18 protein-coding genes, 1 tRNA gene and 1 pseudogene are annotated in these 25,035 nt (G+C 47.2%); 10 read left to right on the top strand and 10 right to left on the bottom strand.

Translation table 11 applies throughout. From position 1 onward, the window contains the following. Positions 1-93: 93 nt before the first annotated feature. Positions 94-894: a hypothetical protein gene (locus tag MUU47_RS16085; RefSeq protein WP_258989148.1), complete on the bottom strand. Its 801-nt coding sequence runs from the start codon at positions 892-894 to the stop codon at positions 94-96. Between the two features lie 298 nt (positions 895-1,192). Further along, a complete protein-coding gene (locus MUU47_RS16090; RefSeq protein ID WP_258989149.1) occupies positions 1,193-2,404 on the bottom strand; it encodes a CDP-glycerol glycerophosphotransferase family protein in 1,212 nt (403 codons plus the stop codon). 205 nt (positions 2,405-2,609) lie between these two features. Between MUU47_RS16090 and MUU47_RS16095 the strand changes: the two genes are divergently transcribed. The 8 genes from MUU47_RS16095 to MUU47_RS16130 all read left to right on the top strand — a co-directional run bounded on the left by MUU47_RS16095 (position 2,610) and on the right by MUU47_RS16130 (position 13,415). Beyond that, positions 2,610-2,945, top strand: coding sequence for a DUF1294 domain-containing protein (locus MUU47_RS16095; protein WP_258989150.1), 336 nt, complete (start codon positions 2,610-2,612; stop codon positions 2,943-2,945). A 480-nt stretch (positions 2,946-3,425) separates the two neighbouring features. Next, positions 3,426-5,867, top strand: coding sequence for an EcoAI/FtnUII family type I restriction enzme subunit R (gene hsdR / locus MUU47_RS16100; protein WP_258989151.1), 2,442 nt, complete (start codon positions 3,426-3,428; stop codon positions 5,865-5,867). 74 nt (positions 5,868-5,941) lie between these two features. Next, positions 5,942-7,414 carry an N-6 DNA methylase gene (locus MUU47_RS16105; RefSeq protein ID WP_258989152.1) on the top strand — a complete coding sequence of 491 codons (1,473 nt, stop codon included), beginning with the start codon at positions 5,942-5,944 and terminating at the stop codon, positions 7,412-7,414. Continuing rightward, positions 7,414-9,198, top strand: coding sequence for a restriction endonuclease subunit S (locus tag MUU47_RS16110; RefSeq protein WP_258989153.1), 1,785 nt, complete (start codon positions 7,414-7,416; stop codon positions 9,196-9,198). The genes MUU47_RS16105 and MUU47_RS16110 overlap by 1 nt, the downstream gene beginning before the upstream one ends. A 10-nt stretch (positions 9,199-9,208) precedes the next feature. After that, positions 9,209-10,312 carry a DUF8606 domain-containing protein gene (locus tag MUU47_RS16115; RefSeq protein WP_258989154.1) on the top strand — a complete coding sequence of 368 codons (1,104 nt, stop codon included), beginning with the start codon at positions 9,209-9,211 and terminating at the stop codon, positions 10,310-10,312. A gap of 23 nt (positions 10,313-10,335) precedes the next feature. Further along, complete coding sequence (locus MUU47_RS16120; RefSeq protein WP_258989156.1) at positions 10,336-11,289, top strand: ankyrin repeat domain-containing protein; 954 nt, start codon at positions 10,336-10,338, stop codon at positions 11,287-11,289. Positions 11,290-11,400: 111 nt separating this feature from the next. After that, positions 11,401-11,838 (top strand): hypothetical protein, encoded by a 438-nt coding sequence (locus tag MUU47_RS16125; RefSeq protein ID WP_258989157.1) that lies wholly within the window; start codon positions 11,401-11,403, stop codon positions 11,836-11,838. Between the two features lie 146 nt (positions 11,839-11,984). Next, positions 11,985-13,415, top strand: coding sequence for an NUDIX hydrolase (locus MUU47_RS16130; protein ID WP_258989158.1), 1,431 nt, complete (start codon positions 11,985-11,987; stop codon positions 13,413-13,415). Between the two features lie 121 nt (positions 13,416-13,536). Here the strand turns inward: MUU47_RS16130 and MUU47_RS16135 are convergent, their stop codons facing one another. The 7 genes and pseudogenes from MUU47_RS16135 to MUU47_RS16170 all read right to left on the bottom strand — a co-directional run bounded on the left by MUU47_RS16135 (position 13,537) and on the right by MUU47_RS16170 (position 21,929). Then, positions 13,537-14,544: a hypothetical protein gene (locus MUU47_RS16135; RefSeq protein WP_258989159.1), complete on the bottom strand. Its 1,008-nt coding sequence runs from the start codon at positions 14,542-14,544 to the stop codon at positions 13,537-13,539. Between the two features lie 618 nt (positions 14,545-15,162). Beyond that, positions 15,163-17,944 (bottom strand): annotated as a pseudogene (locus MUU47_RS23540) (DUF927 domain-containing protein). Between the two features lie 111 nt (positions 17,945-18,055). Beyond that, entirely contained in the window at positions 18,056-18,256 is a 201-nt protein-coding gene (locus MUU47_RS16150) for a helix-turn-helix transcriptional regulator (RefSeq protein WP_120132159.1), read from the bottom strand. 114 nt (positions 18,257-18,370) lie between these two features. Beyond that, a complete protein-coding gene (locus MUU47_RS16155) occupies positions 18,371-19,291 on the bottom strand; it encodes a hypothetical protein (protein ID WP_258989162.1) in 921 nt (306 codons plus the stop codon). A gap of 92 nt (positions 19,292-19,383) precedes the next feature. Then, positions 19,384-20,661 (bottom strand): tyrosine-type recombinase/integrase, encoded by a 1,278-nt coding sequence (locus MUU47_RS16160; RefSeq protein WP_258989163.1) that lies wholly within the window; start codon positions 20,659-20,661, stop codon positions 19,384-19,386. A gap of 185 nt (positions 20,662-20,846) precedes the next feature. Beyond that, positions 20,847-20,921: transfer RNA gene (locus MUU47_RS16165), tRNA-Arg, on the bottom strand. A gap of 81 nt (positions 20,922-21,002) precedes the next feature. Beyond that, positions 21,003-21,929: a formate/nitrite transporter family protein gene (locus MUU47_RS16170; RefSeq protein WP_258989165.1), complete on the bottom strand. Its 927-nt coding sequence runs from the start codon at positions 21,927-21,929 to the stop codon at positions 21,003-21,005. Between the two features lie 168 nt (positions 21,930-22,097). Here MUU47_RS16170 and mlaA point away from each other — a divergent pair, with 168 nt between their 5' ends. After that, a complete protein-coding gene (gene mlaA / locus MUU47_RS16175; protein ID WP_258989166.1) occupies positions 22,098-22,853 on the top strand; it encodes a phospholipid-binding lipoprotein MlaA in 756 nt (251 codons plus the stop codon). A gap of 63 nt (positions 22,854-22,916) precedes the next feature. Here mlaA and fadL read toward each other — a convergent pair whose 3' ends face one another. Then, positions 22,917-24,248, bottom strand: coding sequence for a long-chain fatty acid transporter FadL (fadL, locus tag MUU47_RS16180; RefSeq protein WP_509908865.1), 1,332 nt, complete (start codon positions 24,246-24,248; stop codon positions 22,917-22,919). 366 nt (positions 24,249-24,614) lie between these two features. Between fadL and MUU47_RS16185 the strand changes: the two genes are divergently transcribed. Further along, complete coding sequence (locus MUU47_RS16185; RefSeq protein ID WP_159760499.1) at positions 24,615-24,899, top strand: YfcZ/YiiS family protein; 285 nt, start codon at positions 24,615-24,617, stop codon at positions 24,897-24,899. Positions 24,900-25,035 lie beyond the last annotated feature (136 nt).

The raw sequence follows: 25,035 nt of genomic DNA on the forward strand, positions 1-25,035 counted from the left end.
CGAGTGAATTCTCAGGGGGCAGTGAGACACCGAGGCCCACCTGAGAAATTACAGCGTAGAGTGATGTCTTAAAAACGGTCTCAGGCAGGCCAATTAGAATTGATACTTATACGAGACTTTGATTTTTTTCTCGGCGTCATCAATATAGGTATTGTTGTCCTGAACGTAGGTGAACGCGCTGACAGAGTTGTGCTTGTCGAAGGAGTAGCCTAATCCCACGCCGGCAAAGTAGCCTTTGTAGTTATCCCCATCATCGTTTTTCGAGCCGTACGACCCGCCAGCAACGCTCAGTAAGCGCAGATTGGTTGTCAGAGGCTTGATCATAAAGACACCGAGATACCCGCTGCTACCTGAACTATCCACCAGACCGAAGCCGTTTTCTTCGGAAAGATCGCCGCTAAAACCTGGTTGAGAGCAAGCTTTATGCTTACCTTTATCGCAGCCAAAGGTATCACCTGTGTTGTAGGAGTAGCCTGCCATTGGGAAAAACTGGAAACCGGCAGGTTCAAAACCAAAATAGCTCAGGGGGAGAAATGTCCCAATTGAATAGTTGGTCTGGGAAGCGCCATTGGGAAATTCATTCTTACCAAAGTTGAAGTTGAAAATACCTATAGGGAAAAGCCATGACCCCCCGACACGCCACTCAGAGGCATCGGTATTGATTTTAACGTTAATTTTTCGCGCTTCGTCCAGTGCAAGCGAGCCTGAGAATTGCACATCGCTGTCATTCATATCGTAGTTATCTGACCATGCAACGCCCACTTTTGTGGTAACTTTGGTCGGGTCATCATCCGATTTTTCTTTGTTGGTTTTGACGATGCCGGATTGCGCAAATGCGAGAGCCGGGAGGAGCCCCAGAGTGAAGAGGAACAATGAACGTGTTCTGCTATGCATGTATGGTCCGAAGTAAATAAAGGGCTGAAAATAAGCGAAAGCCCGCGATCCTACATTGGATGGGCTGGGATCCCGCATATTTATATTTAAAAATTGGTTTAATTTTGAATTTTGTCGCTGAGTTCGGTATATCAATTTAAATGTTCTGTAATTTTATATTTCCGAGAGCGGACCATAGATGAATCGCGATAAACAAGACAACTGAATCATCCATCTGCGCTTCGTTTATAGTCCGGAAAGAATTAATTCGGAATGTATAAGCGTTCTACAAGGAAATGCCTATCCCATTTAGATTTAATCAATAATGCTCAACATTAAATTCATGGCTGCTCGCAACACATACATCGACCTCGTTTTGCAGAAATTTAACCAAGGCAGAGGTTGCTTGTAACGGGTCGGTCTCAAAAAGCGCATCGGCCATTTTCTGCCTTTCATCTTGCTTACAATCGTGACTCAATGCTTGAGACAGGACAGCTGGAAGGGTTTTATCCGTAAATAAATAGGCAAATGCTATATCAGGCACCAGACCAAAGTCGGGTTCAAAAGACTTGTGTGTTCCCTCTTGTATGTCCAAACGTAAAATAGGTTTTTGAGTCAACAGGAAATCAAACATTATTGATGAATAATCGGTGATGAGGGCATCAAATTTATTGAGGTAGGGATAAATATCTATTGTTGGATTAATGTAGTAAACATTTCCGCTAAGTTTGCCGCTGCTTTTATCCTGAAGAAGTGTTGGATGAGCCTTAAGATAAAGATCGGCATTGTTTTTCTGACATATCAGCGCTAACTTACCCAAAAATTCAGACGAACCGGTTAATAGCTGCGTTACACCCCGCTGCCAGGTTGGTGTGAAGAGGATCTTTTTCCGTTTTTTATTCTGTAATGCCTGAAACATCTCTTTGGGAAGTTCACTACCGATGCATTCTAGCTCAGTTGCGCCGCGTAATATCACTTCATTCCTGGGATATCCGGCCCGAATGATTCGTTTACACCCAAATGCTTCATTGAAAAAACTATCGAGGCATGAAGAGGGACTTAATACAGTGTCAGCCCGTGAGGCAAAGGCGACTGGGCGGCGAAAATTGTAATCAGCAAGCGACAAATGCTTCATCAACATCAGCAGCAGGTGCTTGACTGAGACACCATGCCACAACTGAAAGTGTCGGGCTCCATGCAGACAGGCGAACAGCTCTTCGCTCCCATTGAGGCTTTGTGAGGGGTTGACTGAAAAAACAGCCACCGCAGCAGACAGAAAAAGCCGCATGGTTTCTTCAAACGAATCAGCATCAATCAGATGGCATGGGAGATTTTTCTCTTTGAGAGAGTTAATGAGTGTTTTTTCACAGCTACACCAGAGACAGGTATAATCTCTCTGTTCTTCTAACGCCTTGAGATACAGGTATTTTGTATTATCACTGAAAGTCTCGCGGCCAAAAAACAGGACGACTTTCTCTTTTTTATTTTTTCGGGAAAGATGTTCTAACCGCAAAGACAATTCATTTTTCATGCTGCTATACCCGTGCCTGTTTGTAAATTTACCAGGAAAGTAATAGCGACATTCCGGTTACTGAACTGAAGCCCATTATTAAATTTAAACAATTCAGTCAAAGTCTATGAGGTTTGACGAACAAATCCCCTTTGTGGAATGCACATCTGCGATTTTTTCGGACGAAACCATAGCGAGGAAGTAGTCGATAAGGTTATGATAAGTCATGATATTTAATCGACTTGGTTATCTGCTTTTAGCCGTGGTGGCCACCATCAGTGCATTCTTTCGTGACTCGCTGCTGGTGTGGATTATTTCCGTTAATGTGCTCACTCTGCTGCTGTATGGGGCGGACAAATTAGCAGCGCGAAAGAATGGGTACCGTGTACCTGAGTTCACTTTGCTGATTTTCGGTGTGGTCGGTGGCTGGTTTGGCGCCATTCTGGGGCAGCAAATCTTTCGGCATAAAACACAAAAGCAGCCGTTCAAAACCTACTTTGCCATTAGCGTGATAGTGAATCTGATGGTTGTGTTAGCAGGGATGTATTGGGCGATGAGATGAAACAGGGGGAGTAAATGGTCCCTGCAGGAATCGAATTATCGTTTAATTCGTTGATATAAAGATATTTATCTTGTATTGGCTTTCTCAGTACCATCACAGATACCATCAAGTGATGGTGACTGATCCAATTCTGGGTATCGCGGCAATAGAACCTGGGAAAGTAACAGGCATTGAATTTGCACCCTGCCTTTTTATGAGCGGGTCATCCCATCGGTTGGGTTTGTGGGCTGTTACAATAGCTGTTTCGAACAATTAAAGATGGCAAAGGCATAACCGGGCCTGGCTTGAAATGAACAACGGTGAGTTTTCCAGGCGTTGTGTTGACTTGTTTGTGCGGTTACATGAGTCAATCAAAAGCAGAAGCCATGCTAACGAATAAGGGTTTTCACAGCGTTGGCTCAAAACTTCGCTTCAGGTCATTACCTGATGAACTAATCTGTGTAAAATCAGACCTAACCCAATATCGTTGAGAGCTCTGCTATGGCTGGCGTAAACAAAACGCATCTGACTGAAACAGATATCATCACCAAGTTCATTCTGCCTGCGGTTAAAGACGCCGGCTGGGACGTGATGACGCAGATCCGCCAGGAGGTAAAACTCCGTGATGGCAAAATTGTTGTACGTGGAAATCTGGCCTCGCGCATTAAGGTCAAATCTGCAGATATCGTTTTGTACCACAAGCCGAACTTGCCGTTGGCAGTTATCGAAGCCAAGGCCAATCAGCACGCCATCAGTAAAGGGATGCAACAGGCTCTGGACTATGCCAGCCTGCTTGATGTTCCTTTTGCATTTGCCACCAACGGTGACGGTTTTATTTTCCACGATAAAACCAACCCGGGGCAGCTCGAATCAGAAATTACTCTCGCCGATTTCCCGACGCCTGAACAGCTCTGGCAGAAATACTGTGTCTGGAAAGGGTTTACTCAGGAACAGCTGCCGATCATCAGTCAGGATTACTACGATAACGGTAGCGGAAAATCCCCTCGTTATTACCAGATGCAGGCGGTTAACCGAACGGTAGATGCGGTGTCGGCAGGCAAGAACCGTGTGCTGTTGGTCATGGCGACAGGAACCGGGAAAACCTACACCGCATTCCAGATAATCTGGCGGTTGTGGAAGGCGAAAAACAAAAAACGCATTCTTTTCCTCGCAGACCGTAACATCCTGGTCGATCAGACCAAGAACAATGATTTTCAGCCGTTTGGCACTGTAATGACCAAAGTCACCGGGCGTACAATCGACCCCGCTTATGAAGTGCATCTGGCGCTATATCAGGCCATAACCGGGCCGGAAGAACATCAGAAAGCCTATAAGCAGGTAGCCCCGGATTTCTTCGATCTGATTGTCATCGACGAATGTCACCGTGGAAGCGCATCCGAAGACTCTGCCTGGCGTGAGATTCTGGAGTATTTTGGCAGTGCCACCCAGATAGGGCTGACGGCAACGCCGAAAGAAACCGAAGACGTCTCCAACATCGACTACTTCGGTGAGCCGGTTTATACCTATTCGCTAAAAGAAGGCATTGAAGATGGTTTCCTCGCGCCTTACAAAGTGGTGCGCGTCGATATCGATGTAGACGTGCAGGGCTGGCGGCCCATCAAAGGCCAACTGGATAAATACGGCGAAGAGATTGAAGACCGCATCTACAACCTGAAAGATTTCGACCGCACGCTGGTGATTGATGAGCGAACCATGCTGGTGGCGCAGACCATCACCGATTACCTCAAGCGCACTAATCCAATGGATAAAACCATCGTCTTCTGCAACGACATCGATCATGCTGACCGCATGCGTCATGCGTTGGTGGTACTCAATCCAGAGCAGGTGCTCAAGAACGAAAAGTACGTGATGAAAATCACCGGCGATGATGAGATAGGCAAAGGGCAACTGGATAACTTCATCAACCCTAAAAAGCCTTATCCAGTGATTGCTACCACGTCTGAACTGATGAGCACCGGTGTGGATGCCCAAACCTGCAAACTGGTGGTGCTGGATCAAAACATTCAGTCGATGACCAAATTCAAACAGATTATCGGGCGCGGCACGCGTATTAACGAAAAGCACGGTAAGTTGTGGTTCACTATTCTCGACTTCAAAAAAGCCACCGAACTGTTTGCCGATGAACGTTTTGATGGTGTACCGGAAAAAGTGCTGGTGGTGAAACCCAACGATATTACCGATCAAAACTCTGACTTTATTGAACGGCTCGATGCTGAAGATGACGTCGATGAAAGTGATGATACTGCCAATGAAGTACGCGAAGACAGAGCTGAATATCAGGTTGACCGTGACAAGTTCGCGGGCAATGGTGAGTTCCGCGAAGATGACGAAAACAAAGTCCGAAAATTCTATGTGAATGGAGTTTCCGTCAGTGTACTGGCCAAACGCGTTCAGTATTACGATGCCGACGGTAAACTGGTAACGGAGTCCTTCCAGGATTACACCCGTAAAACGGTACTTAAAGACAGTGAATACGCCTCACTGGATAGCTTTGTGCGCAAATGGCAGGATGCCCCGCGCAAACACGTCATTATCGAAGAACTGGAGCAGTTGGGTATTCTGTGGGACGTGCTGGCCGAAGAGGTGGGCAAAGATCTCGACCCGTTTGATTTGCTCTGCCACGTGGTGTACGGTCAGCCCCCATTAACGCGCCAGGAGCGCGCTGCCAACGTGCGTAAGCGTAATTATTTCACCAGATACGCTGAACCGGCACAGCAGGTGCTTAACACGCTGCTGGATAAATACGCTGACGAAGGCGTGCAGGAAATTGAAGACGTTCAGGTGCTGAAACTGAAGCCGTTCGACAAGCTTGGCCGCATGCCGGAAATTATCAAAACCCGCTTCGGTGATAAGCAAGCCTATAAGAAGGCGGTTGAAGAGCTGGAGAAGGAAATCTACCAGTTGCCGCCACGCTCAGCCTGATAACCCAACGACTATTCTGCCACCTGGCGCTTACGGCTCCCGGTGGCATCATTTTTTAAAAACGGAAAGAAAACATGTCAATTAGCTCAGTCATTAAATCCCTTCAGGACATCATGCGTAAAGACGCAGGCGTGGATGGCGATGCCCAACGCTTAGGCCAGCTTTCCTGGTTGCTGTTTCTGAAAATTTTTGACACTCAGGAAGAGGAGCTGGAACTGGAGCAGGATGATTATCAGTTACCGATCCCGAAACGTTACTTGTGGCGCACCTGGGCGGCTAACAGTGAAGGCATCACCGGCGACGAGTTGCTGGAATTCGTCAACGATGATCTCTTCCCGACCCTGAAAAGTATGATTGCACCGATCGACCAAAACCCACGCGGCTTTGTGGTGAAGCAAGCATTTAGCGATGCCTACAACTACATGAAAAACGGCACGTTGCTGCGCCAGGTCATTAACAAACTCAATGAAATCGACTTTAGCAGCAGTTCCGAACGCCATCTGTTTGGTGACATTTACGAACAAATCCTGCGCGACCTGCAAAACGCGGGCAATGCGGGCGAGTTCTATACTCCGCGTGCGGTGACGCGCTTTATGGTCAACCGCATCGACCCAAAACTGGGCGAATCCATTATGGACCCGGCCTGCGGTACTGGCGGTTTCCTCGCCTGTTCGTTCGACCATGTGAAAGAGCATTACGTTAAAACCACCGAAGACCATAAAACGCTGCAAAAACAGATTTTCGGTGTGGAGAAAAAGCAGCTTCCGCATCTGTTGTGTACCACCAATATGCTGCTGCACGGCATTGAAGTACCGGTACAAATCCGCCACGACAACACCCTGAACAAACCGCTTTCTTCCTGGGATGAGCAGCTCGATGTGATTGTCACCAACCCACCGTTTGGCGGCACCGAAGAAGACGGTATCGAGAAAAACTTCCCGGCAGAAATGCAGACCCGCGAAACCGCCGACCTGTTCCTGCAACTGATTATTGAAGTGTTGACCAATAAAGGCCGTGCGGCGGTAGTATTGCCAGACGGCACGCTGTTTGGCGAAGGCGTAAAAACCAAAATCAAAAAGCTGCTCACCGAAGAGTGCAACCTGCACACCATTGTGCGTCTGCCAAACGGGGTGTTTAACCCGTACACCGGCATCAAAACCAATATTCTGTTCTTCACCAAAGGCCAGCCGACCAAAGAGATCTGGTTCTACGAGCACCCGTACCCGGCAGGCGTGAAGAACTACAGCAAAACCAAACCGATGAAGTATGAAGAGTTCCAGACTGAAATCGACTGGTGGGGCAGTGAAGCGGACGGCTTTGCCAGCCGCGAAGAAAACAACCAGGCGTGGAAAGTGGGCATTGACGACATCATTGCGCGCAACTTTAACCTCGATATTAAAAACCCTTACCAGGGCGAAACCATCAGCCACGATCCGGACGAACTGCTGGCGCAGTATCAGACTCAGCAGTCGGAAATCAGCGAACTGCGTAACCAGTTACGTGACATCCTCGCTGCTGCATTGGCAGGTAACAAGGGGGCGAACTGATGGCTGTTGAAAAACTGATCACCCAGCATATCGATACATGGACTTCTGCGCTGCAAACCCGCTCAACTGCCGGGCGCGGCAGCAACGGTAAAATCGACCTCTATGGAATTAAGAAACTGCGTGAGCTGATTTTGGAACTGGCGGTGCGCGGTAAGCTGGTGCCTCAGGATCCGAATGATGAACCGGCATCTGAGTTGTTAAAGCGAATTGCCGCTGAGAAAGCGGAATTAGTAAAACAGGGTAAGATTAAAAAGCAGAAGCTACTGCCGGAAATTAGTGAGGATGAGAAACCGTTTGAATTGCCGGTGGGGTGGGAGTGGGTGAGGCTAAGTGATATCAGTGGGTATATACAACGAGGAAAAGGTCCAAAGTATGCTGAACATGGCTCTGTAAAAGTTGTATCTCAGAAATGTGTGCAATGGAGTGGTTTTAAATTAGAACAATCTCGTTGGATAACGGATGAATCTATTCATTCATACACTGAAGATCGCTTTTTGAAAGATAGGGATGTCCTTTGGAACTCAACTGGTGCTGGTGGTACGGCCGGTAGGGTTATTTATCTTCCTGTGGTTAAAGAAAAACTTGTTGTCGATAGTCACGTTACGTTAATTCGAACAGTTAGAGATAATGGACAGTTTATTAGTAACTATATATCCACTTATGGGATACAGCAGCGTTTCGATCCAAAACACTCGAATACATTATTATCAGGTACAACCAATCAGGCGGAATTAAATTCTTCCGTTGTTACTTCTTTCTTAGTTCCATTTCCTCCACAAATGGAACAGGAAAGGATAAACGACAAAGCAGCAGAGCTCATGTCCCTCTGCGACCAACTGGAACAGCAATCTCTGACTAGTCTGGATGCGCACTCTCAGCTTGTTGAAACGCTGCTGGCAACGCTTACCGATAGCCAAAATGCAGAACAATTAGCCGAAAACTGGGCGCGAGTCAGCCAGCATTTCGACACGCTATTTACCACCGAAGCGAGTATTGACGCCCTTAAACAAACCATTCTGCAACTGGCGGTGATGGGTAAACTGGTACCGCAAGATCCTAACGACGAACCCGCCTCAGAACTGCTTAAACGCATTGAGCAGGAAAAAACGCAACTGGTGAAAGAAGGCAAAATTAAAAAACAAAAACCTTTGCCGCCGATTAGTGAAGAGGAAAAACTGTTTGAGCTACCGGGCGGATGGGAGTGGCGTCGTTTAGCTGATATCGCTTATGTATTTTCTGGAAGCACTTTCAAAAGCGAAGACTTTAATAATGAAAGCGGTGCGAAGTGCATTAAAATAACAAATGTAGGTGTTAATGATTTTGCTCATACTAATGACTACTTACCTGTTGATTTTTTGAATATTTATAGCGATTCGTTGGTTCGATGTGGTGATTTGTTATTAGCCATGACTAGACCTTATATTAGTGATGGCCTTAAAGTATGTGTGTGCCCAAATTTATATGATAGTTCTTTATTAAATCAGCGAGTTTGTGCTATCAGACTATATCATAAATCAAGCTTTTATTATAAATATATGAGTAGTGAAACTGTATTGAATATTTATCAATCGAGGTTTAATAACTCTGGGTTACAGCCCAACTTAAAAATGAATGATATTACGGAACTTTTAATTCCAGTGCCACCAACTGCAGAACAGGACAGAATAATCACAACTATTGGAATGATGTCAGAAATATGTGATCAACTAAAATCCCGCCTGCAATCCGCCCAGCAAACCCAGCTCCACCTAGCGGATGCGCTCACAGACGCAACCTTAAGCTAAGGAAAAGACGATGCCGGTTCAACATGCTATCTGGCGGGTGGGAGAGAATCCTCAACCGCTAACCATCAGCAAACTCGCCAGCGAGCAACTGCTGGAGAAGATGATCTTAAACGATCCCACTATTCTCTCTGACCAGTGGATGATTATCGGTCACCAGGAATATACCCTCGATAAAGGGCGTATTGACCTGCTGGCAATCGCACCAGATGCCTCGCTGATCCTGATTGAGCTAAAACGCGACCGCACGCCGCGTGAAGTTGTTGCCCAGGCGCTGGATTACGCCTCCTGGGTGGATGATTTAAGTGCCGAGCGTCTGTCGCAGATTTACGAGAAGTTTTCCGATGGTGGTAATTTAGGTGATGCGTTCAAACAACGCTTCAACGCTGAGCTGGAAGATGATTCCATCAACCAGTCACATCAAATCATTATTGTGGCAGCGGAGCTGGATCCGTCCACCGAACGCATTGTCGACTACCTCAGTAAGAATGGCATTTCAATAAACGTGCTGTTCTTTAAGGTGTTCCAGCACGGTGATGAGCAGTTCCTGAGCCGTGCCTGGCTTATCGACCCAAGCGAAACGCAAACCAATGCTGCGCAGGCCACGGCCACCAATGCCAATGCAAAAGAACCCTGGAACGGGGAATTTTACGTCTCGTTTGGTGGCCAAACAAGTCGTAGCTGGGAGGACGCACGGAACTACGGTTTTATCAGCGCAGGTGATGGAAGTTGGTACAGTCAGACTCTAAAACAGCTTCAACCTGGCGATCGCGTCTGGGTAAAAATTCCGGGAACGGGTTACGTTGGAGTTGGTATTGCCCAGAGCGCAGTTGAACCTGCCAACAGTTTCACAATCAACACTGATGATGGCGAAAAACTGGCGATGGACGTACTTAAATACGGTGACCTGTATCGACAGAATGCTGACGATCCTGATAAGTCTGAGTACTTTGTCCCCGTGAAATGGCTGGAAACCCGCAGTGAGCAAGAGGCGGTGAACGAGGTCGGATTCTTCGGCAATCAAAACACAGTGTGTAAGCCCATAACGCCGAAATGGCGGCATACTGTTGATAAGCTAAAGCGTAATTTTTTACTCTGGGATAACGAACGTTCTTAGTAAGAGGGGGTGGAATGATGTCAATGAACGATAACGTATTGAAACTCGCCTTCCAGGGCAAATGGGATACCCTGTTACCCATTCTTCGTGAGAATCCTCGTCTGGTGAATATTTCCAGTGAACCCAAGGGATACACTCCGCTACACCAAGCTGCATGGCATGGGGCCAATTTGTCGGTAATTGGAGAACTGTTATCTCTTGGCGCAGACCGTGGAGTTGTTACTCAATCTAAACGGCAGACGGCTTATGACATCGCGGTTGAAAAGCACAAGCGACCTGAACTGGATTATCTGCTTTTCCCACAAAAAATGACTATCGCGCAACTCCTCAGGAAAGTAGTTGCCACTGAGCGGCAATTGTTCACAGCTTATGATGGCAACCAGATTTTGGTCGATAAAATGATTGCGGCTTTAGGTATTGAACAATGTCCTGATGACCTTAACGAACTGGATAACAGGCTAAGTCACCTCTTTTTTGCGTTGACGGGTAAAGCGATATCAACGGCTGACACTATTCACTTTGATGTTGCTGAACATTTTACATTTACGGTAGAGGCTGAGTTTTTCAGACTGATATTTTTCCCGCTGGTACATCAAGTTGCAGCAAAAAAGATTAGCTTTCCGGAACGTGAGTGGGCCGTTGTATCAGACCTGTTTGAACCTGCGCCGACTGGCTGGGGATCGCGTGGAAGCCTCTTTTTATGGCTGGAGATGCGTCGGGCTTTATGTCAGGTGAGTATCCCGGAAGACGAAGACGAGTTGGAAAATATAATCTCGGGCGCATTCCAGGCATTGACCAGAAAATCATTAATTCATCGGGTAGGGGACGACGAGTTTTTTGTAAAACGATTTAGCCGTGGCGGTGGATCTTCAGGCTATGTTTCCTCACTTTATTGGCTCAATAAGTTCATCCCACAACTGCAACAGAGGCTAACCTGGCTGCAAGCTGTTTGGGCGATTTCACCACGTAATCCATAATGCTTTTTTTTAATAAGCGTCAGGAGTTGCTTCACTGTTTTAGTTGTGTGACTTTATCGCCTCAAATTTGATGTGATTGCTGATAATATTTTAAATCGATCTGGGGGAAGTATGACTACAGCAGAATTAGGGCAGTTAATGGTTTTGCAGAAACTAACAAGCCTTGGGGCCAGAAATGTCATCGTCCAGAAAGAGGGCAACAGGTCATTCATTACATTCGATGCCCCAAATGGCAAAGGTTACAAAGTAACTACCCGAACGAAAACATCAGGTACATGGCAAACAACAACAAATTATGGTGCTTCGTGTACATTTAATAAAGACGATAATGAATTTTGGGTTTTTGTCGATATAGGTCAGAAACCAAATATTTTTTATGTCACGCCATTATCCTGGATAAATAATGATATCTATCAGGCTCATATGGACTATCTCACTAAACATGGTGGTCACCGTGCGGAAAATGATGAGTCAACTCATCATGCTATTTCGATAAAGCGCGTTGCTAGCTGGAAAGATGCCTGGGATAAATTGGGTTTTAGTGATTGAAATTAACTCTTGTTCATTGGATGAATTCTTCTCTATTTGCAATGAAAATAGATGGCGGCATAAGACGTTAAAAGATGTCATCGGGCAAGGTCCTAACCAACGCTACTGAACAGAAGACTATTTTTTATAAGACAGTGGAGGATGAAATGATTGCTGATCCAACCCAACACCCCCGTCGTGATAATAAAAATAACATCGTGACGCTCACAAATCCGTCTACGGCAACAATAATGACGAGCTGGCGTGATGCCACTAAAATTGCTACCTGTATACCTGATGGTTCGGTGCCTGAGACTCTCAATGACCTAAATTTAATACCTTGGGCCGGGGCACCTAAAACAGTGCAGGGATGGAATTTTGTACAGGGCATCAATCAAACTCTTGAGGAAGAACAGCTTCAGTCGATCAACGGTAAAAAATTGTCTGCCGGGGCAGTTGTCGTTGAATCAGATGGCCGGGTGTGGGTGGTTCATCCTTCTAATCAATTTGGCGGGTATGTCACCACCTTTCCGAAAGGGCGAGTGGATAATCGACTCTCTTTACAGGCCACAGCAATTAAAGAGGTGTTCGAAGAATCTGGTTTATACGTTGAAATTATGGAGGTATTAGGTGATTTCGAACGTACGACATCGGTGACACGTTATTATCTTGCCCGCCGTCTGGCAGGTACGCCTGCTGATATGGGCTGGGAGTCGCAGGCCGTGTCGCTTGTACCGCCAGAAAAACTGGATTCAATGCTCAATGGTCCTGCGGACAAGCCGGTATTGGCAGCGCTCAACGTTGCGCGTATATCACTTTGCCAGCCGAATGCTCAAGAGTTGTTGGTAAAAACAAAATACAACAGTGATTCTGACGAGCCCATGACAGGGACTAATGCGCAAGATGTCGACGTACCAGCCTCTCAATTACAACTCGGAAAACTGTCAGAAAAAGTGACAATGAAAGCCGATCTTCCAGTCGATATGCAATCAACTCAACTTGGGGAAGGGGAGTTGTCGCTGATCATGAAGTTATATGGGCTGCAAAAATGTAGCAGTACTGGCGATGCGAAATGGCAGCAACTTGAACCTGAGATGGATGAGTTCGCCAAATTGCTGACATCTGACGATTTACAAGAGGTTATTCCAGCGATTGGTGATGACTGGTGGCTTGAGATTGGCCCAGTAAATCTCGGGGACAGGATTGTGACAATTCAGCGTGGCGATACCCTGATCGCTGCGATCACGGCAACGGAGGACGGGCGACTACGGGTAGCGGTGTTTCGACCGTTGGATGGCAAGAGCGCAGAATACTTAACTGGCTTGGGTAAACTACCTCATCCCGAGCATGGCGTATGCATGCGTGAGAATAACTGGGAGTATGCGTTAGACTGCTCTGCCGGCAATGGTAACGTCTACGCTTCTTACAACGGTGAGGCCTACCTATCCTACTGGGAAAAAGGCTTGGGTATTCGTTTGGACGGAACTGATGTGCCGATTTGGCGAAAGCAACAGGATCTGGTCTGTCGTCCCGCCGCACGTGTAGTCACGGAGCTGACTGTATATACCTTGTCCAACTATGAAACTCAGGAAGACTAGACTGCCAGGGGAAGAGGTTTTGGCCTGAAATTGCTGAGCCGTAGATTTTTGGTGTAGTAGTCACTCAATTCTACGGCTTTATCTTCTTGATTAAATGGCTGCTGCAAAACGGCAATAGGTCTTAAATATCGGCATTAAATTCCTCAACCAACATCACCAATTCTTGTGGCACATGTCGGTAACTGACGAGTATCACTTCCAGTGGATGGTGTCTAACGAGTCGCAGTGCACGTTTCAGTGACGACAGTATCCAGTCAGTTTCATTACCAAATGCTCCACCGCCAACCAGAGTCAGGTAGACACGAGGGTTTCCGGTACGATGAAAATTGAGTACCCCTGCCAGTAAAGTGGCCTCATAGCTTGCTTCCAGAACTAAAGAGGCGAAAGGAGCCCAATACCGAGATGAACCACGGTGGTACGCCACGGGCAGGGCTGAGCAAAGAACCTGGCTGACACGTTGGGTCTTTGCGACACCTGGAATAGTGACTTCGGTATCGCTATGCAGACCAATACGTAGCCGTTGGCGCAGATCATCCAATGACGCCACATCTAACGTCTGAATATATTGCCCAATCGCCTCTATTGTTTCAGGTTGAAGGAGTGCGTAACCATTCTGCATCCGGATGCCCGGAATGTTGATGGCTCGGTCTAAATCTTCCAGGGTATTGAGCTGGTTCGATTGGGTTTGACCAACCTGGTCGCCAATTTGAACCAGATAGTTACGAAACACAGTGGCTGCCGCACAAGCCATGGCACATGCAGGGCCTTGAGTATGATCGTACTGATAACCCGAAATACCCTGTTCTGGTGTGGTGCCAGGGCCTGGCATCTCCAGCAAATTGAACTGGCTGGCCACCTGAACAAGAGCACCGTTTGTCTCTGGCCAGCGATGTAAATCATGGGCATCAGCGGCCAGGTTGCTAAGTTTCAATTTTTCATCAGATGTGGGGGCTAATGAATTAATCTCAGCTCTCAACTCTGCAAGGCTCGGCAGGGTCAGCGTACCTGCATAAAAAGAACGAGGTGGCTGGGTTCTGGTATGAAGAAGACCTCCCTCCAGATAGAAATTGGCTTGTGTTTCCGCATAAACGGACTCCTCAAAACCGAAAATATCTTTGAACCAATTCATATTTGTGTTCCTTCCTGTTGGATAATACAACCAGCTAATTGCCACAGTTTATGGCGCGGGCTCAATGGTCGCATGGTGTTCAGGCTCTGATAAGATCCTCAAACACTAAAAGCTACGAGCAGGGCTGATCCTGGGATCCAGATGAGCGGTTTGTGATATACCCTGCAGGCCTTGGCTGATAGTAGCGTCCATGAGGGGTTGTTGTCGTCTATTCGTGTTCAATTACCACGGTAATCGTAGCCTTATTAAAGGCAATCACCACCAGCGTTGATTTGTATTTTTTCTTATTTTGCTCATGTCATTTCCATCTATCTATATATGAAATATACAATCTCTTTGGGATAACGGGATAAGTAGCATTTTTTTCAAAACATACAGTGGCTTAAATATTCCAATGCCCCTGAAAATTTATCCCAAACAACTTTTTACCGGGATAAGTTGAGCAGCTCATTAACATTACCCAACAAGCTGGCATCATATTTTTGGGATAACCAAGGATAACTTGGGATAAGTTACTACTGAATATTCATTTGATAATTAAAGATTCTTTATTTCTTATCCCGTTATCCCACTTATTCCAGCATTTTTGATTCATCACGAAGATGTCACTCTGGCTGTCTATTCGTTGCCGCCATCAATCAGCACGATGAAACGCTGTTGACTGCCGTCTATAGTGATGGTTTTACCATCAATGCGGTTCGGCTCCGGTCTGACCAACATCCCGACTTCTTCCAGTGACTCAGCGCCAAGTTTCTTTTGTATTCCACATAAAATTTCCTCCTCAAACACTGAGGGGATAAAGTGATACTCGTTTCCGCCATCTGCCCGCCTTCCATATACCAGATAACCGGCAAGATTATTAATTCGTGATGCGTGGTTTCTGTCCATGTCTCCGTTTCTTTTGCCAAAGGTGTACGGCTGAAAACGGTTTAGTGCATGACGCTGGATAAAGTCACGGGCGCGGCTGACAACCTGGTATTTTTCGCGGTTGCCAGTGCCGTAATTCTCCAGCCACTCGTTAAAGCTGGCGCGGATGTGTAGGCTACATTCTCCAGCGTTCCAGCCAGTCAGCGGGGCAGAGAGTTCAGCAGTGGCATCAAGCAGGGCGAATCTGACAGCAACGCGCTTTGCCTGCGGGGAAAGGTCAGTGGGTAAACTGGCTAACCATTCTTTTTCTTTTTCATCTACTTTCTTGCAGGCTGCTTCTTTGTCACTGGCCAGCAACGCTATCCATGCCCGCCCCACGACTCCGCAATGACGCATTGATTCACGTTTAATCGCTCTGGAATGCTGATCACCATCATCTAAATCATGAAACTCTGTGGTGTCGGAAAATGGCACGCTGACCAGTCGCACAAGCTGCCCAGCCTTTGGCGTAATGCCATTGCGTAGCAGATAGGTTTCAAAGTCTTCCTCTCCTGTCGATAGCGCCACGATAGACCATCGCAACACAGCTTTATTGCCCCCGTCCTTGTGACCCTGAATGCGCCCAGTTCCATTAAACAGGCTGTATGCACTCCCGGCTACGTGCTTCACGTCGTTACCCTGTCCAATCTCATCGATTGGCATGAAACCATCATTACGTGATGCCGCCTCTACTGTTAAACCGTATCGTGTGGCGTCCCATGTGAGTTTTAACTCATCCGGTACGCCATAAATGCTAGATGCTGCTTCTACGGTAGTAGTCTTTCCTGCAGATGACTGAGCGAACAGATGAATGCCAAAGCAACTACCGCCGGCCAGAGAGTTGAGTGGGGCGGCAAAGGCAGTAAGCGCTCCAACTACCATTGACTGGTTTCCGTTCATCAGTCTGGCAACATGATACCGCCATCCGTTTAGTGTTCCACGGACAACATAACCAGCTACAGATGATGTACCACCACAGAATGCGACTGGGCGGTTTGGGGCTCCAATAATTTCCCCGTCTGGCATGATATATGCGCCTTCATGCCAACCTGCTGTATGGGTGATCGTCCACTGCTCACGCTTGCCGTTTTGCTGTAGATAGTTAGCCAGTAAATCTAAATGCCCGCGTTTGGCTGTTATATTTACTCCGCGAGACCTGAGCCTTGCCCATCCCTGCGGCATACCAATTTCACGGCGTGGAATGGCTTCGCTAATAATCGTGTTGCTTCCTTCCTGTTTCATTCTTACCACTAAATAACCATCCTTCCCATCGCTACCAATTCCAACCGTTTCCAATTCATCAGCAACCCATGTTTCTGACTCATCAATTGCCCCGGTGGTTTTATTTTGCTTTCTTTCGATGTAATACAATCGTCCATGCCTTTTATCGATATAAGGCTTCAGAGCGACATTGCCCGGTTTATTCTCATTCTCACCGCTTTCAATGGCTGTTAACTGTGGTTTCATGCATTCCCCCTACTGGTTGATATATACATTCATTAAATGCCTGTGTAGCGGTTTCCAATCCGTATTGCTGGTGATAGTCGTTCCAGTCGGATTTGTGGTCTGTAGGTGGCAGTGACACCCTGCCAGCCACGGATGAAGCTGCCTTCTCTGCGGCAATCTTCCCGGTATTGGTGTCTCCGGTTTTGGCGTCTCCTGTCTGCTGATCGTTATCGGCGGCGATGATAATTGGCAGTACTGGGTGGCTTCGGCGCATGGCTTCTGCCACGGGTAATAGATTACCGGCATCAATGGCACACACCGTCAGCGCGTCAGGGCGCATCAGATGGACAGAAAGGGCTGTTGCTAGCCCTTCGGCAATAATCACTTCCTGCGATTGCTCTGGTGTGCTTACGGTGTGATATGCCCCTCGCTTTGCCGACCCCGACACAAGGCGTTTTTCTCCTTGTGGAGTGATGGTTTGTGCTGCCACAACAGTCCCAGATTCATCCACCAGCGGCAGGAGGATTGAACCATTGGTCAGTATGGGGAAAGTGAACCCACTCAGTCCTTTTGATCGCAGATAATCAGATTCACCCTGCACAGCTTGCTGGCGTATTCCGGTATACAGACGGGCAAACATATCTCGACGCTGTTTTACGTCTTCTGCGGCTTGTTTCTTGTATTCCTGTTCGCGCTGCTGCTGTTCGGCTCCCAGCCGCTTCCGTCTCTGGCTGGCTGTCGTCGGGTCTGTTTCCTTTGCCTGGTAATCAATACCCAGTACATTAGCCGCAAGGCGTGCGGCCTGTGTGGTGTCGCAGTTATTTACTTTCTTAATCAGGTCTAAACCATCTCCTGCGCCACACTGACCGCAAATATGGGAACCGCGTCCGTTATCGTCGAAACGAAAGCGATCTTTGCCACCGCAAGCAGGGCATGAGGTGTGCTTACGCGGTGAATCAGGGACATCGATATTGAGGCTTGCCAGTACTGATGGCCAACGACCGGCAGCGGCGTGAGTGACTTCGTGAATAAGGTCGATATTACGCATCGGCTGCTCCTTTGCTGTGTTTGATAATTAGAACACTACTGTTTTTAGCGTGAGTTTGGCCGCTGGCAGTTAAGCCAGAATTTTGTAATTTCATAGTTTTTACTCTTGGGGTTAGTTGTGTTTCTTGGCTTCCAGCCAGGAGCGGATCTCTGCTGCATCGTAGACAGTGACGCGTTCAGAGAGGCGAATAGATTTTGGAAAATCAGGCTTGCTTGTTTCCCAGCGCCAGAGGGTGACTGTGCTAACTTTTAAAAAGTCAGCCGTAGCTCGTGGGCGAGCGTGTCCTGAGTGAGGATATGGTTGTGTAATCATAGGTATCACCTGTCATGTTATGTCGTTTGTGTAATCAACATGGCAGATTAAACCTCGTAAATCAGAGGACATGTTCCGATTTCGAAACGAGATTTATAGAAATCGGAACGATGCTTATTTTTTGAAGTACTTTACAAATGTGTCGTAATTAGGGATTTTGTAATCAACCAGTTTTTTTATATTTTGCTGGTCATTTAGGTAAGCAACCAGAAATCCTCTTTTCCTATTTGGATTTGTTTTAGCAACATCTGGGCCTAGTTCTGGCACTGAAGATATCAACATGTCTATGAGTTGCCCCAACATATTTGTATTCAGGTTAATGTTTTCAGGTTTGATTGGCATTTCAATCCCTAAAGGAATATCGATGCCACCATTTATATAGTTAGGGATTGGTTTCCCATCATGATTGTATATTTTTTCAATTTGATTTTTTGTAATGAATAAATCTGATGGGGTAATGCTGAATAATTTCTTTGCTGGGTGAATGGAGTCAAATATCTCATTCTGCATTTCAGTTGGTAGCACCATTGCACGTATTGAGGTTGAATCTTCATCTGCAGGCTTAAGTAATAAATTCGATGTAATTTGTTTTTCCCTATTAAATTGTAAGGATGAATAAAGATTATTATAGGGGGGAATTATCGGAGTCCATAGGCCGAAAATATGGTACATATAAGCAAACATCTCATCACAGTCATCACTGTTAACATTTGATCCTGGGATATGACAGGGTATTATTCCGCTTAATTTAATTTTATCAGTCTTATTATTTGAAAGGCGATATCTGAGCCACTCCTTCAGATCGTTGAGATGCTTAATATCGTCTTCGTATGTTAAGCACACCTCAAATCCTGTAAATTTTAAGCACAGCTCAATAGCACCAATTTCAGCCCAGTGAAGTAAATCATTTAATTTACAGTTAAGTAATTCAGTTGCTCGGTGGAGATCACAGTATTCTAATGCCGGTATATTATTTTTTTTCCATATGTTGATTTCCTCTTGGATGCTCGAGGATACTTTTTTTCTTGTAGTCATCACGTCACCTTATACGTGCACCTGATGAAAACTGAGGCAGGCAGCAGGTGTTACTGCTTTTCGCTTGGCCAGGCTAGCCTCAATCTGTTCGATTAACTACCTACAACCCGTAATTTCTTCATGTCGTATGGTGCAACATGTTTATCAGAGTTTGCTTCAAGATAATCTGACCACCACTGCATCATCCGGTGGCGCTCCTGCATGTGCTGCGCCAGATGAACATACGCAGCCCGTACTTCGTTACGTTCCTGATGGCTCATTTGTCGTTCTACAGCATCTCGCGACCACAAACCTGACTCGGTAAGAGCAGAGCAGGCCATTGCCCGGAAACCATGTAAACAAACGTCAGCCTGAGTATCATAACCCATAGTACGGAGCGCTTTGTTAACCGTATTCTCACTCATAGGTTTATAAGGGTTGCTATCACCAGGAAAAATCAGTGTGTATTCACCGCTAATAAATTTGATCGACTTCAATACATCCATAGCCTGAGAGGATAGCGGCACAAAATGCGCACTGCCCATTTTAGCCCCACGTTCAGAGAATTTTACACCCGCAATTTCTTCTCGCTGACCAGGGATTGTCCACATTGCAGTTTCAAAATTTATCTCGTCCCAGCGAGCGTGCCGAAGTTCGCTTGAACGTACAAATGTATGTAGAGAAAATAACACTGCAAGTCTGGTGAGTGGTCTACCTGTATACGTTGCAGTTTTAGCCATCAATTCAGGTAGACGATCCAGGGCAAGGGCAGGGCGGTGTTTAGTTTTGGGACTCGTTAAAGCACCTTTTAGATCATTAGCTGGATTGTACTCGACAACACCACGCTGAACCGCATAGCGGAAAACGCTACTCATCGTGGTCTTAACTCTCCCCGTCGTAGCACCGATGCCTTGTTCGTTCATGCTGATAAGTAAGGGCAATAGATCTCTTGTTTTTAGGCTGTCGATGGGTTTGCTACCGATAATAGGGAATATGTGGTTCTCCATCTCCCTCAGTATTTTATTGCGGGTGATCTCTTTCCATTCTGGATGGCCCATAGATCCGAAATGCCACTCGCGAGCGATAGTTTCAAATGACGGTGAAGTTGGCTCATTGCTTTCAGCTTTTTTTAGCTCGCGTGGATCTTTGCCATCGGCCAGCAGTTGCCTGGCTTCATCTCGACGTTTACGGGCTGCTGCCAGCGGCACATCTGGATAAACACCTAACGCTAATGTCGCTTGCTTGCCGTCGAAACGATAATTTATACGCCAATATTTACCACCAGCTTTTGTTACCAACAAATACAAGCTGCGACCATCGGTTAACTTGTAATCGGCATTCTGTGGTTTGGCATTCTCGATCTGTTTGGGGGAAAGCTCATTTATAGCCATATGTGTACCCCTTGAGAGGCAAAATGATGGTATCTGGATATCGAACTGATGAGTACCATCATTTATACCATCATGACACTGTATTGTCATGAAGAGATATGAAAGCTATTTAACGTATAAATTTGCTGAGAGGTTTGGTATTACTGGGTTTTTGAAGTGAGCTGAAGTGATGTGAAATGACTTAATGGTGTCCCCTGCAGGAATCGAACCTGCAACTAGCCCTTAGGAGGGGCTCGTTATATCCATTTAACTAAGGGGACGAAGCGGCACGAGTATAGCGTTTTTTAGCAGGCGCGTTAAGCACATAGCCATCTGACTGCTCAAAGTGTCACCATTGTCCTTCATTTCTGTTGTGATTTTTCACGTTGCTGGGCTTTCGCTTTCTCCTCAGCTTTCCGTTTATTGCTCATGTCGTTGCGAATTTGCGCGTGACTCATCAAGGCGAAAATAAAGGTGCCACCGCAAATATTCCCGGCGAGCGTCGGCAGTGCGAAAGGCCAGAAGAAATCCTGCCAGTGCAGGGTCTCGCTAAAAACCAGATACAGAATCTCTACGGTGCCGACCACGATATGCGTGGTGTCGCCCAGTGCAATCAGCCAGGTCATGAGAATAATGACGACAATTTTCGCGGCGCCTGCGGAGGGGAACATCCACACCATGGTCGCGATAAGCCAGCCTGAAATAATAGCGTTGGCGAACATTTCTCCCGGTGTGTTTTTCATGACGTCCATACCGATTTTGGTGAAGGCATCGCGCGTAGGCTCATCAAAAATCGGCATGTATTCGAACGCCCAGGCGGCAATGCCGGTACCGATGAGATTCCCCAGTAACACCACGCCCCAGAGGCGCATCAGCAGGCCAAAATTGCCCATCGTTGGGCTTTGCATGACGGGTAAAACGGCGGTAACGGTGTTCTCTGTAAACAACTGTTGGCGGGCCATTATCACGATGACGAAGCCGAAGGTATAGCCCAGATTTTCCAGCAGGAAACCGCCAGGAACGCCTTCGAGCTGTACGTGAAAAATCCCTTTCGCCAGTAGCGACGCACCCATCGACAGCCCGGCGGCGATTGCCGACCACAGCAGCGCCATGGCATCGCGTTCGAGTTCTTTTTCACCGTCCTGACGAATGTGCTCGTGGATGGCCATTGCCCGCGAAGGAAGCCGCTGTTCATCGACCTCTATTTCTTCGCCCCGATTTTTTTCATCGCTTTCGACTTCCAGTTCTCCCGTATGGCGGTCAATTTTCTCTTTTTCGATACTGTCCATAGGGTGTTACCTTCGTCAACGGAACCTTGCTAAAGCGTAGCGGGTTTTACTGACAGTCTCCCCGGGCCTGACTCTTAATTTTGGTGTTATGCCATGAATAGCGATACGTCTGTTTCAAAATATGTATAAAATCAGTAAGAGCAGTGATTTCTTTACAGGGAGATATTTATGAATTTTCGCCTGTCTGCGCTTGCGCTGAGCGCTACGCTGTTGGTGGGCTGTGCCAGTACCGGTGACCAGCAGCAGGGGCGTTCAGATCCGTTCGAAGGATTCAACCGCACCATGTACGACTTCAACTTTAACGTGCTGGACCCTTATCTGGTCCGCCCGGTTGCTGTCGCATGGCGAGACTACGTCCCGCAGCCTGCGCGTAACGGTATCGGCAACTTCACCAGCAACATCGAAGAGCCTGCGATCATGGTGAACATGTTCCTGCAGGGCGACCCGTATCAGGGTATGGTTCATTTCACGCGTTTCTTCCTGAACACTATTTTAGGGATGGGCGGTTTCATTGATGTCGCGGGAATGGCGAATCAGAAATTGCAGCGCGTTCAGCCACACCGTTTCGGTAGCACCATGGGGCATTATGGTGTGGGCTATGGTCCGTATCTGCAGTTACCGTTCTACGGTAGCTTTACCGTGCGTGATGATGTCGGCGATATGGCGGACGACTTGTATCCGGCGCTTTCATGGCTGACCTGGCCGATGTCAATCGGCAAGTGGGTGATAGAAGGGGTTGAAACCCGTGCGCAACTGCTGGATTCCGACGGCCTGCTGCGGCAATCGACCGACCCGTATATTACGGTGCGTGAAGCGTACTTCCAGCAGCATGATTTCATTGCTAACGGCGGAAAACTCAGTACGGAAGACAATCCAAACGCCAAAGCAATTGAAGGCGATCTGAAAGATATTGATTCGCAGTAAGCTAAGTCGAAAATAAAAAGGTGAGCATCGCGCTCACCTTTTTTTATGCCTGAAACAGAATTATCAGAAGCGGTAGTTGAAGTTAGAACCGAACAGCCACGCTTTACCGTCAGAACGGAAGGTGTACGGACCTTCTTCGATAGTCACGTTCTGGCCGTGCATATAAGACGCACCCACGTCGATAGAGGCATCCGCATTAAACGCGTAGGTTGCCCCGGCGCTTAGCCACAGACGGTCCTGATCCGGGATGGAGATAGAGCGGTGATCGGCTGGAACCGGACTATCATCAAACGCGATACCGGTACGGAATGTCCAGTTGTCGTCGTAGTAATAGGTGGTACCCAGCGCCAGACGCCAGGCATCTTTGAAGCTTTCATCTTTATAGAACAGCGTATCGCCATTGCTACCATTCGCTTTCAGCTCCTGGAACTGGCTCCAGCTGGTATACGTGGCGCTATAGTGGACTGCCCACTGCGGCGCAACACGGTTATAACCAGACAGTTCCCACATTTCTGGCAGGTTGAGGGTCAGAGAACCATCAACAGTGTGCCCATCGGTGCCCTGTGGCAGACCGAAGTTGCCGAGGATCTGGTTGTAAGCTGATGGCAGGTTGCTCTTGTACTCGCCTTTATCGAAGTCGACTTTGACTTCTGAACGGTAGGTAAAGCCGTAACGGTTGTTTTTATCCAGTTCATACAGGATACCGGCGTTCCAGCCGAAGCCCCAGTCATCACCCTTCAGGCGAGCAATCTGAGTATCTCCAGGAATTTGTGCCACCTGGCCCGCCAGTGCAGGCGGCAGTGCACCAGAACCGGCCACAATCTGACCTAAGTCACCGGCATAGCGCTCAATTTTCGCTTTCGCGTAGACCGCATCAAAACCGACGCCGAAGCTCCAGTTGCTGTTCAGGCGGTAAGCGCCGCTCAGGTTCATGTTCACGGTGGTAAGGTCAGTTGTGCCGCCGACGCTACCCGCAGCGTAGTTGTCGCTGTACTCGGTTGCCAGACCATAATTGGAGGTAACGGATGCGCCCCAACCGAATTGATCGTTAATAGGCATGACAAAGTGTAAGTTCGGAACCCATGCGATTGGCGCGATATTATCGGCGTCGGTGCTTTTACCGGATGGCGATTTACCGGAAATATTCACGTCAGGATCGATAAATATACCACCCGCAGAAAATTGCATGCGGTCATACATCATAATCAAAGCGGGGTTACGGCTGGCGTTACCCGGATCGTCGGCAATAGCGCCTTCACCGGAATAAGCACGCCCTAAGCCTGAGGCAGAAAATTCATTTAATTGAAAGCCTGCTGACCAGGCATGAGAGGAAACGAGTGCCACTGCAACTGCGAGAGCGGATTTTGTAAAACGGGTTTTTTGGCTCATGACCATAACCTCAATCGAGTTATTTTTATGCAAAAATTGTTACATGCCGTAACAGAAGCGCGAAGTGTAGGGTCTGTGTTACGTCAGAGAAATCAGACCAGTGCCGAGAGTATAGGTCTGACCAGATGGAATGTTGCAAGTATGTTTATGGGATTTTTCAATTGTGATCTAAGAAACGCGATCCAGCTGGCAAAATTAGGGTCATGAAAGTTCCCTTGAGAGGGCGATTTTTGTTTTAGATCATTTTTAATTGTGATTTAGCTCACTTATGGCGGCTGAACGAAATATCAACTGGAGACGGTCAGGGCAGGGGCGTAAAATAAAGGCATTGTTTATCTGGCACCCTGGGTGCGAATACAGAGGAAATCTACGATGAGTAAATGCAGTGCTGATGAAACCCCGGTTTGCTGCTGTATGGATGTTGGTACCATTATGGACAACACCGATTGCACCGCGTCCTACAGCCGTGTTTTTGCGAACCGCGCTGAAGCTGACGAAACGCTGGCTGCATTGAGCGAAAGAGCCCGTGGTGTTGAGTCCGATCCGTGCAAAATCATCCCGACCTATAAAGACGTCGACGGCGGTGTGCAGCTGGATATCGATTTTGTGTTCTGCTGCGAAGCTGAAACCCTGATTTTCCAGCTCGGACTGCGTTAATCCCTTCTCTAAAACGCCTCTGCTCAGTTCACAGCAGGGGCGTTTTCTTTTTTATCTCAATGTGTTTTGGCTCTCACTTTTATGCTTCCCTGATTGGCTGGATGTAAAAAATTAGTTAAGACTGTTATCAGGTCAG

This window comes from Scandinavium hiltneri (assembly GCF_024764835.1).
Taxonomy (GTDB): domain Bacteria; phylum Pseudomonadota; class Gammaproteobacteria; order Enterobacterales; family Enterobacteriaceae; genus Scandinavium; species Scandinavium hiltneri.

Bases quoted from the DNA above. Each gene is read 5' to 3' on its own strand.
- MUU47_RS16085 (WP_258989148.1), bottom strand. From the start codon at position 894: ATGCATAGCAGAACACGTTCATTGTTCCTCTTCACTCTGGGGCTCCTC.
- MUU47_RS16090 (WP_258989149.1), bottom strand. From the start codon at position 2,404: ATGAAAAATGAATTGTCTTTGCGGTTAGAACATCTTTCCCGAAAAAAT.
- MUU47_RS16095 (WP_258989150.1), top strand. From the start codon at position 2,610: ATGATATTTAATCGACTTGGTTATCTGCTTTTAGCCGTGGTGGCCACC.
- hsdR (WP_258989151.1), top strand. From the start codon at position 3,426: ATGGCTGGCGTAAACAAAACGCATCTGACTGAAACAGATATCATCACC.
- MUU47_RS16105 (WP_258989152.1), top strand. From the start codon at position 5,942: ATGTCAATTAGCTCAGTCATTAAATCCCTTCAGGACATCATGCGTAAA.
- MUU47_RS16110 (WP_258989153.1), top strand. From the start codon at position 7,414: ATGGCTGTTGAAAAACTGATCACCCAGCATATCGATACATGGACTTCT.
- MUU47_RS16115 (WP_258989154.1), top strand. From the start codon at position 9,209: ATGCCGGTTCAACATGCTATCTGGCGGGTGGGAGAGAATCCTCAACCG.
- MUU47_RS16120 (WP_258989156.1), top strand. From the start codon at position 10,336: ATGAACGATAACGTATTGAAACTCGCCTTCCAGGGCAAATGGGATACC.
- MUU47_RS16125 (WP_258989157.1), top strand. From the start codon at position 11,401: ATGACTACAGCAGAATTAGGGCAGTTAATGGTTTTGCAGAAACTAACA.
- MUU47_RS16130 (WP_258989158.1), top strand. From the start codon at position 11,985: ATGATTGCTGATCCAACCCAACACCCCCGTCGTGATAATAAAAATAAC.
- MUU47_RS16135 (WP_258989159.1), bottom strand. From the start codon at position 14,544: ATGAATTGGTTCAAAGATATTTTCGGTTTTGAGGAGTCCGTTTATGCG.
- MUU47_RS16150 (WP_120132159.1), bottom strand. From the start codon at position 18,256: ATGATTACACAACCATATCCTCACTCAGGACACGCTCGCCCACGAGCT.
- MUU47_RS16155 (WP_258989162.1), bottom strand. From the start codon at position 19,291: ATGACTACAAGAAAAAAAGTATCCTCGAGCATCCAAGAGGAAATCAAC.
- MUU47_RS16160 (WP_258989163.1), bottom strand. From the start codon at position 20,661: ATGGCTATAAATGAGCTTTCCCCCAAACAGATCGAGAATGCCAAACCA.
- MUU47_RS16170 (WP_258989165.1), bottom strand. From the start codon at position 21,929: ATGGACAGTATCGAAAAAGAGAAAATTGACCGCCATACGGGAGAACTG.
- mlaA (WP_258989166.1), top strand. From the start codon at position 22,098: ATGAATTTTCGCCTGTCTGCGCTTGCGCTGAGCGCTACGCTGTTGGTG.
- fadL (WP_509908865.1), bottom strand. From the start codon at position 24,248: ATGGTCATGAGCCAAAAAACCCGTTTTACAAAATCCGCTCTCGCAGTT.
- MUU47_RS16185 (WP_159760499.1), top strand. From the start codon at position 24,615: ATGAGTAAATGCAGTGCTGATGAAACCCCGGTTTGCTGCTGTATGGAT.